The sequence below is a fragment of the Acidaminococcus sp. CAG:542 genome (assembly GCF_000437815.1).
In the GTDB taxonomy this organism is placed as follows: Bacteria; Bacillota; Negativicutes; order Acidaminococcales; family Acidaminococcaceae; genus Acidaminococcus.
This window is the reverse complement of sequence record NZ_FR902113.1, coordinates 1-10879: the sequence shown is the minus strand read 5'-3', so window position 1 is coordinate 10879 and position 10879 is coordinate 1. Positions and strand designations below refer to the sequence as shown.

The window sequence follows — 10879 nt, the reverse complement described above, 5'->3', positions numbered from 1 at the left end:
GAGGATTCCAGCAAGCATCTTCATTTTCTTCATAAATATTCCTCCTCATTTGGCCCATATACTGGCTATTTCGTTATTTGATGGATAAATTATACATCTTTATTTATTTTTATGCAACAAGAAATTCGCATCCGCCAGAATTTCCCACACTTCCGGCTCTTCCAGACCTTTCCTCCAGTAGGCGCTGCCGGCCAGGTTGTACCGGCTGATCAGGGCGGTCTTCAGGGCCAGGCTCCGGGCATCTTCCTGCCATACCCGATGGAGCACCCCCTGTTCCCGGTATTCAAAATAATACTGGGCTTCTTCGCTGCGCCAGGCAGGCACCAGGCCCTTTTCAGCGATCAGCTTCCGGGCTCCGGGCATAGAAAGGGTTTTGGCGCTGACCATTCCGTTTTCTTCTTTCCAGTCCCGCATGTAGAGAGGCATCCCCAGCACCAGTTTTTCCGCCGGCACTTCTTCCAGAGTCTTCCGGATTCCCCGTTCCACCCAGGGCAGGCTGGCTACAGAGCCGGCTACTTTGGACAGCCGGTGGTGTTCATCGTAGGCCATGAGCATTACATAGTCCACCTGTTCGCTGAGGGCCTTCCGGTCATAGCACCGGGACCAGTTCCCGTTGTCAGAAGGCACGGTCACGTCTATGGACACCGTGTACCCTTCCTGGCGGAGGGGCCCTGCGATTTCTCCCACAAAGGCGGTGAGCCGGTCGCTGTCTTCTGCCCGGATGTTCTCGAAATCCAGGTTGATGCCGTCCAACTGGTACTTCCGGGCCAGGGCCAGGAGCCCTTCTGCTGCATTTTTCCGGCCGGCCGGATTGTCCAAAAGCCCATGGGTCAGGTCCGGGTCGAACCCGTTGGTAATAAGGGCCCACACCCGGTATCCCTTGGCATGGGCCTGGGGCGCATAGTCCAAGGAGGCATTCTTTTCTTCCATATTCCCATCCGTATCCCGGATCACGAACCAGCTGGGAGAAAGGACGGTGATCCCGGGAAGCTTCTTCTCCCTGGCCAGGGTGGAAGGCTTTTCTCCCGGAGCCTGCCAGTCCCACACCAGCCCCACTGGCCCTTCCACCTTCCGGGGACGGTAAGGTTCCTGGGCCGGGGGATTTTTCCCCTTCTCCGGTCCCGCCGGTTCTGAAGTCCGGGCACAGGCGGTGCCCGTAAGAGTCATCAGGCAAAGGCAGAAAATACAGATCCATCGTTTGTCCACACGATCTCCTCCTCACTGTTTTGCGGGGCATCGGATCAGCGTCCCCACGGTACCCAAGGTACCGTTTGATTGCCGCCAGCCCCCTCTTCACTCTTCCCTGCTGTTACGGCTTCAGGTTCCCCTTCTCCACATTCCTGTCAATGATGGCCTGGACGGCCTGGGCGATTTTTTCGCTGCCTTCGTGGGTCCGGGCATTCCGTTTTTCCACCTGCTGCCGGCCCACCTGGTGAAGCCGCCAGTCTTTTCCGTTGTTGGCGTCATTGAGAAGGATGGGCTGGAAATTGTCCAGGGCATGGGCATACCGGGCTTCCGGGGTGTCTCCCCGGTCGAATTCCTCAAACAGGTCCCGGAATTCCCGGGCCTGGTCTTCCGGCAGCAGTCCGAAAATCCGGTCCGCCGCCTTTTCCTCCCGTTCCCGCTGGGTCTTCACCGCATCCGGGTCGTAGGCATAGGTGTCCCCGGCATCGATTTCCACCACATCGTGGAGAAGGATCATCAAAAGGGTCCGGGCCAGGTCAAAAGGTTCGTTGGCGTATTCCTTCAATAAACAGGCCATCACTCCCATATGCCAGGCATGCTCCGCGTCATTTTCCTGCCGCCGGTACCCAGTGAGATGGGTCTGGCGGAGGATGGTCTTTTCCTTGTCCAGTTCCAGGATGAACCGGAGCTGTTTGGCAAAACGTGAATCGTCATTCATATTGTTTCCATTCCTCCCTTGCAAATGGTGCTTTAAAATTTATTATATCATGGAAAAGAAGACAGGCACCCGGATTATGGTAACCCTGCCCACTCACGCCGCTCAGGCGGATTCCATCTGCTATTCCTTTGTAAAAACCGCCGGAGACATGGAACGACTCCAGCAGGAACTGCACCAGCGAGTTCAAGGGGTTGAAAAGAGCAAAAAAGTATAGAAATGGAGGCCAGACGCGGCAGCGTTTGGCCTCTGACAATACGGGATTCCCTGCGTCCTCTCACCACAAGCCCAGCACTTGTTGCAGAGCCAGGCTCACCACAGTGATGCCAATCCAGCAGCATCCTCCCAGAAGAATGGGTTTGCCGCCAGTGCGGATCAGTTTCACAAGGTTACTGTTCAGCCCTATGGCAGCCATGGCCATAACGATGAGAAACTTGCTCAGAGTCTTCATGGGGGCAAACAGGGTGGCTGAAATGCCCATTTGGAGGGCCAGGGTGGTGACCAGGGACGCCAGGATAAAATACAGCACAAACACGGGAACAGCCTGGGCCAAACGGAACTTTTTCCCGGCCGCCGCTTCTTTCTTCCCGTAATACAGGGACAGGCCCAGAGTAATGGGGATAATGGCCAGGGTCCGGGTAAGCTTCACCGTCACAGCCTTGTCCAGGGTAGCGGTCCCCAGGTTCCACATGCTGTCCCAGGTGGCTGCGGCCGCAGTTACAGAGGAAGTGTCATTCACCGCCGTGCCTGCAAAGATCCCGAACCCTTCCCCGCTGGTGGTGCTGAATCCCAGTGCCGACCCCAGGAGGGGGAACAGGATGGCCGCCAGTACGTTGAAGAAGAAGATGACGGAAATGGCTTGGGCCACTTCTTCATCATCCGCATGGATGGCCGGAGCCGCGGCGGCAATGGCGGATCCCCCGCAGATGGAAGACCCCACCCCCACCAGAGTGGAGATTTTCGTGGGGATGTCCATAAGCCGGTGGAGTCCATAGGCCAGCACCAGGGAGGTGGTAATGGTAGCCAGGATAATGGGCAGGGACTGTTTCCCCGTAGCCGCCACCACATGGAGATCCAGCCCGAATCCCAGGAACACCACTGCCGACTGGAGGATGATTTTGCTGGTCCACTGGATACCCGGAGCCGCCGCCCCTTTCTCCTTCCAGAACAGGGTAATGACCATCCCCAGGAGAATGGCAATCACCGGTCCTCCCACCACCGGGAAATGCTGCCCCAGCAGCCAGGACGGCAGGGCAATGGCCAGACAGGCCAGGATTCCTTTTCCTCTTTTTTCCATCAGTAACTTCCTCCTTCGCTTCAAAGCATCTTGTTGTATTATAGATGCTCTATTTAAAAAGCGGAAATTATGGTTTATAATGAACCCATAAAATACCCTTATGGAGGAACTGATGGATACCCAGCTGCGCACTTTTTTGACGGTCTGTGAAACCATGAACTTCACCCAGGCGGCCCGGAAACTGTTCCTGACCCAGCCGGCGGTTTCCCAGCACATCCACACCCTGGAAAAGAAATACGGGCTGCCTCTTTTTGCCCACCGGGGCCGGAACCTGGAACTGACCCCTGCCGGAAAGACCCTGGCCGCCTACGCCCGACTGCTCCAGACCGATGAGGCCCTGCTGGTCCGGAAGATGGAAGCCTGTCAGCAGGGTGTCCGCCGTCTCACCTTCGGGGTGACCCTTACCATCGGGGAATACGGCATTGCCCGGCCGGCAGCCCAGTATCTGAAGGCCCATCCGGAGGTGGAACTGACCCTGATTTTCGGGAATACCCGGGAACTGCTCCAGCAGCTGGACCGGGGGACGTTGGATTTTGCCCTGGTGGAAGGGTACTATCCTCCGGAATCCTATGACCACCTGCTGTTCCGGCTGGAACCGTTCGTCCCGGTATGCGCCGCCCGGCACCAGTTTGCCCGGGAGCCCCAGCTGTGCCGGGATCTTCTGCCGGAACGGCTACTGGTCCGGGAACCGGGCTCCGGGACCCGGAACATCCTGGAGCGGAACCTGGCCCTCCAGGGCATTACCCTGGACCAGTTCGCCCACCGGGCCCAGGTGGGAAACATGCACGCCCTGATCCAGCTGCTGGAAGAGGACTGCGGCATCACCTTCCTGTACCGGATTGCCGTAGAAAAAGAGGCAGCCGCCGGTCGGGTCCGGCTGCTGCCTCTGAAAGATTTTTCCATGGTCCACCCTTTTGATTTCATCTGGCCCAAAGACAGCCTCTTCGCTCCGGAAATCCGGGTCATCTGTCAGGAACTGATGGAATCCAAAGGGAATTCTCCCTATTCTTCTTTGACCAGACGGTTGTAAAGCTCCCGTTTGGGCACTTTGTAAGCCTTGGCCACCTGGGCCAGGGCTTCTTTTTTGTCCGTACCCCGGGCCATCAGGTCTTTCACTGCCTCCAGCGGGTCCCCCTGGGGCTCCTGTTTTTCCATTTTTCCCTGTTCCACCACCAGGACGAATTCTCCCCGGGGAGGATTTTCCAGCAGATGCTGGCGGCAGGTGGAAATGGTCCCCCGGAAGAACTCTTCGTGGAGCTTGGTAAGTTCCCGTCCCAGGGTCATTTTCCGGTCTCCCCACACTTCCTCCATATCCTGGAGCACGTCCAGGATCCGGTGAGGGGCTTCATACAGTACCAGGGTAGCCGGGATATGCTTCCATTCCTCCAGCTTTTCCTTCCGGTTTTTCCGGCTTTTGGGCAGGAAGGCCCCAAAAAAGAAGGGAGTGCTGGGGAGACCGGAAGCCACCAGGGCCGTGAGACAGGCATTGGCTCCCGGCACCGGAACCACCGGGATCCCGGCAGCAATGGCCTGCTGGGCAATCATCTCTCCCGGGTCCGATATCCCCGGAAATCCGGCGTCAGTGACCAGGGCGATGTTTTTCCCTGCCTCCAGGGCTTCCAGCAGCACCGGCCCCTGTTTTTCCTTGTTGTGTTCATGGTAGCTGATCAGCTGGCCGTGGATTCCGAAATGGGTCAGCAGCTGCCGGGTATGCCGGGTATCTTCCGCGGCGATCAGATCCGCCTCCTGGAGCACCCGCACCGCCCGGGGAGTCATGTCTTCCAGGTTCCCGATGGGAGTGGCGCATAGGTACAGGTTCCCTTTATTATTTTCCATGGGTTTCGTCCCCTTTCAATGCATAATAGGCCAGTGTTTCCCGGCTGTAGGAGCCGTCCGGATCGTACATGCACAACGGGGGCAGCACTTCCAGTCCGGGCTTTCCCCCTTTGACGAATTCCGCCAGGAAGATCCAGGCCGGCCGGTCCACATAGGCATGGACCCACTGGAGCCGTTTCAGTTCCAGCTGGTACCGGATCCCCAGCTTCACCGCATCGGTGAACCGTTCCGGCAGCTGGACCAGAGCGAACCGGCCCCGGGTCTTCAGAGCCCAGGCGGCGGCCGCAAAAAAATCCTCCAGGGTGGTGCCTGTTTCATGACAGGCGGCCTGACCCACCTGACGCCGCCGTCCCCCGATCCGGTAGGGCGGATTGGCCGCCACCAGGTCCAGGGCATCGCAGGGCAGCTGGGTCCGGTATTCCCGCAAATCGCACACCCGGCCCTCCACCCGATGTTCCAGATGGTTTTCCCGGATGCTCCGCTGGAACAGATCCACCACATGGGGATTCACATCCACCCCCAGCACCTTTTCCGCTCCCCGGTTGGCCAGAAGCAGGCTCACCGCTCCGGTGCCGCAGCCCAGTTCCAGGGCCTTGGCCTTCCGGACCAAGTGGGGAAAAGCGGCCAGGAACACCGCATCCGTGGTAAAGCAGAATTCCCGGCTGTCCTGCCAGATCCGGGTGGTCCCGTCCGGCAGGCAGTCCAGCCGTTCCGTATTTTCCATTACTTCTCCGCCCGGGAGGATTCCACGATCTCATCCCAGGAGACCACCACCCGGTTCCCCGGGGACAGTTCCACCGTCACGGTCTGTTCCCGGCGGCTGATGGTCATGACCATCCCTTCCCCGCTGGGGGTCACCACTTTCATCCCGGGACGGGGCACCATGGGCCGGGGTTCCTTTTTCTTTTCCCGTTTCTTGCAGCAGTTGCCGCAGTACATGTCGCTTTCATATTTCAAGCAGCACAGGAGCCGGCCGCAGATCCCGGAGATCTTGGTGGGATTCAGGGACAGGTTCTGTTCTTTGGCCATTTTGATGGACACCGGCTCAAAATCCCCCAGGAAGGTGGAGCAGCACAAAGGACGGCCGCAGCAGCCGATGCCTCCCAGCATCTTGGCTTCGTCCCGGACCCCGATCTGCCGCAGCTCAATCCGGGTGCGGAACACTGCCGCCAGATCCTTCACCAGTTCCCGGAAATCGATCCGGCCGTCGGCGGTGAAATAGAAGATGATCTTGCCCACATCAAAAGTGTATTCCACGTTGACCAGACGCATTTCCAGCTTCCGGGCAGCGATTTTTTTCTCACAGATCACAAAGGCTTCTTTTTCTTTCCGGTGGTTTTCCGCCACTTTCCGGGCGTCGGCTTCCGTAGCCTTCCGAATCACCGTTTTCAGAGGAGAGACAATCTTGCTGTCCTCCACTTCCTGCCGGGGAATCACCACTTCCCCGTATTCAATGCCCCGGGAGGTTTCCACAATGGCATGGTCTCCCTTTGCCAGGTCGTAGTTCCCCGGGGAAAAATAATAGATCTTCCCGGCCCGTTTGAACCGGATTCCAACGATGGTTACCATTTTTTCTCCTTTATTCCAGCATTCCATGGAGTTCCAGTGCCAGAGCCTCCACTGCCATCCGGCGGGTCACAAAGGACGCCAGGGCCCGGCGGCACTTTTCTTCCAGTTCCAGGGCCTGACGGAGCATCTTCTCCGACCAGCCTGCAAAACACAGGCCCAGCCTCTGGCGCAGATCTTCATTGTACAAAACCTGGGGCAGCCCGCTTTCCAGGATCAGACCGTCCCGTAACAGGAGGAGCAGCAGCTCCATGAGCACCAGGCTCTCCTGCCGGTCGTTTTTCAGCATCCAAGGCAGGCTGTCCGCGTAGACCAGGATATCCTCCCGGCCCGCCTGTTCCAGCAGGTCCAGGATGTTTTCCCGCAGCTTCAAGGCATCCAGCCGGAACCAGGTCAGGGCCTTGCCGGCAGAACCTCCTGCCAGCCGGGCCAGCACCGGCAATTCCCGGCGCCATTTGGCTTCCACCTGGGCCAGGTCCTCTTCAGCCATATCTTCCGGACGGTCCCCTTCTCCCAGATGGATGGACGCCAGCACCTGTTCCGTTTCCGCCATGGAAAGAGGATCGAACCGGAGCTCCATCACCCGGGACCGGATGGTGGGCAGCAGTTTTTCCCGGCCGTCTGCCACCAAAAGGAACAGCCAGTAGTCCGGGGGCTCCTCCAGCAGCTTCAGCAGGCTGTTCTGGGCCTCTTCCCGGAGGGTATGGGCCTCATCGATGAGACACACCTTGTACCGGGACAATACGGGCCCGAAGGCAGCACTGGCCGCCAGCTGATGGATGGCCTCCACCCCGATGGTCCGGCTTTTGCCCCCGGGCTCCACCTGGATGAAATCCGGATGGCTGTCACTGTCCATGGCCCGGCAGCTCCGGCAGGTACAGGGGACCAGGGGATCTTCCAGGCACAGGAAACTTTTGGCGAAGGCCCGGGCCATTTTTTTCTTCCCGATGCCTTCCGGCCCACAGAACAGCAGAGAAGGCGTCTTCCGGGTCCCTTTGAGCATATTCTCCAGGAAGGTTTTGTTGGTTTCATGTCCGATGATGGATTCCCACATGGCTTTCCCCTTCCTGCCCGGTTATACCCATTTTTCCAGTTTCCGGATGATTTCCTCCGTCACCACTTCCGGTTCCCGGAGAGCATCCACCACCAGGATCCGATCCGGCTCCTCCTGGGCCAGTTGGAGATAGCCCGCCCGGATCCGGTCCTGGAATTCCAGTCCCTGGAGTTCGAATTTATCCACGGTGCCCCGGTCTTCCCGGCGTTTTACCAGTTCCCGGGGATCCCCGTCCAAAAGCAGGGTCACATCCGGCCGGAGGCCCCGGGTGGCAAAATCGTTCAGCTTCCGCAACTGAGCCAGATCCATGTTCCGGAGGATACCCTGGTAGACCAGGGTGGAATCGCTGAACCGATCGCAGAGCACCACCTGCCCTGCCGCCAGAGCCGGCCGGATGGCCTGGGCCACATGGTCCGCCCGGGCGGCCAGCTGGAGCAGGGTTTCCGTTTCCGCGGAAAGGTCCAAAGCCGGATCCAGCACCAGTTCCCGGATATTTTCCGCCGTGGGGGTCCCTCCCGGTTCCCGGGTGATCAGCACCTCCCGTCCGTAAAGCCGGAACCAGCGGGCCAGCTGCTGGGCCTGGGTGGTCTTGCCGCCTCCGTCCGGCCCTTCCAGGGTAATGAACAATCCTTGTTTCTTCATATCAGTACCTCGATCTGCTGGAGAGAGCTGTCCCGGGGACCGCTCACCAGCAGTTTTCTTTCCTGCATTTCCCGGCAGTACCGGATCAGTTCTCCGGTGATCCGCTCTCCGGGCATCACCAGAGGGATTCCCGGAGGATAGAAGCTGATGGTCTCTCCGGAGATCAGCCCTGCCGCCTTTTCAAACTCCACCGGTCTGTGGCCGGCAAAGAACGCCTCCCGGGGGAGCTTCACCATTTCCGGCAGCGCCGCCACCGGAGGCACGGGCTTCAGGTCCCGTTCCGGCTTCCGGATGGCTTCCAGCACCTGACAGAGGGTCCGGCCCATTTTTTCCAGTTCCGGTCCCTCATCAGCGTAGGTCACCAGCAGCAGTACATGGTCTTCGTCCACCAGTTCCACTGCGATGCCCGCCTGCCGGAGGGCATCCGCCGCTTCCGGACCGGTGACCCCCAAAGCGCTGACCTGGAGAGTGATCTTCCCCGGATCCAGGGCGGCCACGCCTCCCTTGCCCACCAGTTCCTGTTCCAGGACAGGAAGGCCGGGCACCTGGTGGAGCATCCGGCGGAGTACACCGGCTGCCCGTACCGACGCTTCTCCCATGGCTTTCCCCTGCTCTGCCAGCTGGGCCTGGGCTGCATCCAGGGCTCCCATCAGAAGATAGTTGGGGCTGGTGGTGGTCACCAGGCTCATGGCCCCTTCCATGGCTTCCGGAGAGATCCGGTCATAACGCACCTGGAGCAGGCTGCACTGGGTCATGGCCCCCACGATTTTGTGAGTGCTCTGGGCTGCTGCATCGGCACCGGATTCCATGGCCCCGGGAGGCAGCTGATCCGTGAACCCCAGATGGGGTCCGTGGGCCTCGTCCACCAGCAGCAGGGCGCCGTGGGCGTGGGCAATGTCTGCGATTTTCCGGGTTTCCGCCGCCAGGCCGAAATAGTTGGGGGTGGTCAGGAACACCGCCTGGATGGAGGGGTCCTTTTCCAGGGCCTCTGCCACCTGTTCCGGCGTCACCTGGAGAGTAAGCCTCCACTGGGGATCATAGGCCGGCTGTACATACACCGGATGGAAACCTCCCAGCACCAGGGCTCCCAAAACGCTCCGGTGGCTGTTCCGGGGGATCAAAATCTTATCCCCCGGTTTCAGGGCTCCCAGCAGCATCCCGTGGATCACCCCGGTGGTGCCGTTGACGCCCAGAAAACACCGGTCCGCCCCGTAAAGCCGGGCCGCCAGTTCTTCCGTTTTCCGGATGCACCCTTCCGGGTGATGGATGTCGTCCAGTTCCACCATCAGGGACACGTCGCTGGCAAGAGCCACGTCCCCCACCAGATGGCGGAGTGCCGGATCCGCTCCCCGTCCCCCTTTGTGACCGGGGGTATGGAGAGGATATACATGTTGAAGACGGTAGTTTTCCACTGCCGTCAGTAAAGGTCGTTTTGCATTCATGATTTCACTCCTTGGCAATATCTTATTGTACCATATGGGGGGAAGAGGGGAAAGTGCGGAGTAGCAGGGTAAGTGGGTAAGTGATTAAGTGGTTGGGTGGTTGGCCGAAGGCCTGTGTCCCCCTGAAAGGGGGAAAGGCCCCGTGCTTGCACGGGCAGAGGGTTTCCCGGAGGGCAAGTATGTCTTTTTCGGAGAAAATGGCGCAAATTTTACCATTTTTTAACAAGATCTTTGCAGAATCTTATTGTGTTTTTCTGAAAATAAGGTCATAATGTAACAATAAGAATTATTTTCTGGCAACAAGGAGGTTTTTTATGCGTGATTTAAATATTATCCGCTCGAAAAAAGGTTTTATCAGTGATATGGACGGTGTGATCTACCATGGCAGCACCCTGCTGCCCGGTGTTAAGGAATTCGTGGCCTGGCTCCAGAAGGAAAAGAAACAGTTCCTGTTCCTGACCAACTCCAGTGAACGGTCTCCCCTGGAACTGCGGAAAAAGCTCCAGGCCATGGGACTGGACATCGAAGAAAGCCACTTTTACACCAGCGCCCTGGCCACGGCCCATTTCCTGAAGACCCAGGCCCCCGGCTGCTCCGCCTACATCATCGGGGCCCATGGGCTGATGAACGCCCTGTATGACGCAGGCATCACCTACAACGACGTGAACCCGGAATATGTAGTGGTGGGCGAAACCAACGGGTACAATTATGAAATGATCATCAAGGCCACGGAGCTGATCCACAAGGGAGCCAAACTCATCGGCACCAACAGCGACATGACCGGCCCCAGCGACCGGGGGATCATCCCGGCCTGCCGGGCTCTCATCGCCCCCATCGAACTGGCCACCGGGAAAAAGGCCTATTTCATCGGCAAACCCAACCCCCTGATGATGCGCACCGGCCTGAAACGGCTGGGAGTCCATTCGGAAGACGCGGTGATGATCGGGGACCGGATGGATACGGATGTGATCGGCGGGGTGGAATCGGGCATGGAAACGGTGCTGGTGCTCACCGGGGTCTCCAACCGGGAAAACATCAAGCAGTTTTCCTATCAGCCCCATTACATCCTCAACGGTATCGGGGATCTGGTACCAGAGAAATAAGGGGCTGCCTGAGCAGCCCCAGTCGCGGGCCACGAGCCG

12 protein-coding genes are annotated in these 10879 nt (G+C 58.8%); 3 read left to right on the top strand and 9 right to left on the bottom strand.

Features of this window, described 5'->3' with window-relative positions; genetic code table 11:
• Positions 1 to 99 precede the first annotated feature (99 nt).
• Both QVO43_RS09940 and QVO43_RS09935 read right to left on the bottom strand, forming a co-directional pair.
• The gene (locus tag QVO43_RS09940) at positions 100 to 1206 is read right to left on the bottom strand and encodes a glycosyl hydrolase family 18 protein (RefSeq protein WP_022488362.1); all 1107 of its coding nucleotides are present in this window, start codon (positions 1204 to 1206) and stop codon (positions 100 to 102) included.
• A gap of 103 nt (positions 1207 to 1309) precedes the next feature.
• Entirely contained in the window at positions 1310 to 1903 is a 594-nt protein-coding gene (locus QVO43_RS09935) for an HD domain-containing protein (protein ID WP_022488361.1), read from the bottom strand.
• A 49-nt stretch (positions 1904 to 1952) separates the two neighbouring features.
• Here QVO43_RS09935 and QVO43_RS09930 point away from each other — a divergent pair, with 49 nt between their 5' ends.
• On the top strand, positions 1953 to 2117 hold the full coding sequence (locus QVO43_RS09930; protein ID WP_288174956.1) for a hypothetical protein: 165 nt from the start codon (positions 1953 to 1955) through the stop codon (positions 2115 to 2117).
• A 60-nt stretch (positions 2118 to 2177) separates the two neighbouring features.
• Here QVO43_RS09930 and QVO43_RS09925 read toward each other — a convergent pair whose 3' ends face one another.
• Entirely contained in the window at positions 2178 to 3197 is a 1020-nt protein-coding gene (locus tag QVO43_RS09925) for a YeiH family protein (protein ID WP_022488359.1), read from the bottom strand.
• A 109-nt stretch (positions 3198 to 3306) separates the two neighbouring features.
• On the opposite strand from QVO43_RS09925, the gene QVO43_RS09920 reads away from it, so the two are divergent.
• A complete protein-coding gene (locus tag QVO43_RS09920; protein ID WP_154487956.1) occupies positions 3307 to 4227 on the top strand; it encodes a LysR family transcriptional regulator in 921 nt (306 codons plus the stop codon).
• Here the strand turns inward: QVO43_RS09920 and rsmI are convergent.
• The 6 genes from rsmI to QVO43_RS09890 are packed head-to-tail and all read right to left on the bottom strand — an operon-like array spanning position 4200 to position 9737.
• Positions 4200 to 5033 (bottom strand): 16S rRNA (cytidine(1402)-2'-O)-methyltransferase, encoded by an 834-nt coding sequence (rsmI, locus tag QVO43_RS09915; protein WP_022488357.1) that lies wholly within the window; start codon positions 5031 to 5033, stop codon positions 4200 to 4202. The genes QVO43_RS09920 and rsmI overlap by 28 nt on opposite strands.
• Entirely contained in the window at positions 5023 to 5757 is a 735-nt protein-coding gene (locus QVO43_RS09910) for a tRNA1(Val) (adenine(37)-N6)-methyltransferase (protein WP_022488356.1), read from the bottom strand. Before QVO43_RS09910 ends, rsmI begins: the two co-directional genes overlap by 11 nt.
• Positions 5757 to 6602: a PSP1 domain-containing protein gene (locus tag QVO43_RS09905; RefSeq protein WP_022488355.1), complete on the bottom strand. Its 846-nt coding sequence runs from the start codon at positions 6600 to 6602 to the stop codon at positions 5757 to 5759. The genes QVO43_RS09910 and QVO43_RS09905 overlap by 1 nt, the downstream gene beginning before the upstream one ends.
• A 10-nt stretch (positions 6603 to 6612) precedes the next feature.
• Positions 6613 to 7653 (bottom strand): DNA polymerase III subunit, encoded by a 1041-nt coding sequence (locus QVO43_RS09900; RefSeq protein ID WP_022488354.1) that lies wholly within the window; start codon positions 7651 to 7653, stop codon positions 6613 to 6615.
• 21 nt (positions 7654 to 7674) lie between these two features.
• Complete coding sequence (gene tmk / locus QVO43_RS09895) at positions 7675 to 8295, bottom strand: dTMP kinase (protein WP_022488353.1); 621 nt, start codon at positions 8293 to 8295, stop codon at positions 7675 to 7677.
• Complete coding sequence (locus QVO43_RS09890) at positions 8292 to 9737, bottom strand: aminotransferase class I/II-fold pyridoxal phosphate-dependent enzyme (protein WP_022488352.1); 1446 nt, start codon at positions 9735 to 9737, stop codon at positions 8292 to 8294. The genes tmk and QVO43_RS09890 overlap by 4 nt, the downstream gene beginning before the upstream one ends.
• A 314-nt stretch (positions 9738 to 10051) precedes the next feature.
• Between QVO43_RS09890 and QVO43_RS09885 the strand changes: the two genes are divergently transcribed.
• Positions 10052 to 10840, top strand: coding sequence for an HAD-IIA family hydrolase (locus QVO43_RS09885; RefSeq protein WP_022488351.1), 789 nt, complete (start codon positions 10052 to 10054; stop codon positions 10838 to 10840).
• The last annotated feature ends 39 nt before the right edge of the window (positions 10841 to 10879 follow it).

Bases quoted from the DNA above. Each gene is read 5' to 3' on its own strand.
- QVO43_RS09910 (WP_022488356.1), bottom strand. From the start codon at position 5,757: ATGGAAAATACGGAACGGCTGGACTGCCTGCCGGACGGGACCACCCGG.
- QVO43_RS09905 (WP_022488355.1), bottom strand. From the start codon at position 6,602: ATGGTAACCATCGTTGGAATCCGGTTCAAACGGGCCGGGAAGATCTAT.
- QVO43_RS09885 (WP_022488351.1), top strand. From the start codon at position 10,052: ATGCGTGATTTAAATATTATCCGCTCGAAAAAAGGTTTTATCAGTGAT.
- QVO43_RS09890 (WP_022488352.1), bottom strand. From the start codon at position 9,737: ATGAATGCAAAACGACCTTTACTGACGGCAGTGGAAAACTACCGTCTT.
- tmk (WP_022488353.1), bottom strand. From the start codon at position 8,295: ATGAAGAAACAAGGATTGTTCATTACCCTGGAAGGGCCGGACGGAGGC.
- QVO43_RS09925 (WP_022488359.1), bottom strand. From the start codon at position 3,197: ATGGAAAAAAGAGGAAAAGGAATCCTGGCCTGTCTGGCCATTGCCCTG.
- rsmI (WP_022488357.1), bottom strand. From the start codon at position 5,033: ATGGAAAATAATAAAGGGAACCTGTACCTATGCGCCACTCCCATCGGG.
- QVO43_RS09935 (WP_022488361.1), bottom strand. From the start codon at position 1,903: ATGAATGACGATTCACGTTTTGCCAAACAGCTCCGGTTCATCCTGGAA.
- QVO43_RS09900 (WP_022488354.1), bottom strand. From the start codon at position 7,653: ATGTGGGAATCCATCATCGGACATGAAACCAACAAAACCTTCCTGGAG.
- QVO43_RS09930 (WP_288174956.1), top strand. From the start codon at position 1,953: ATGGAAAAGAAGACAGGCACCCGGATTATGGTAACCCTGCCCACTCAC.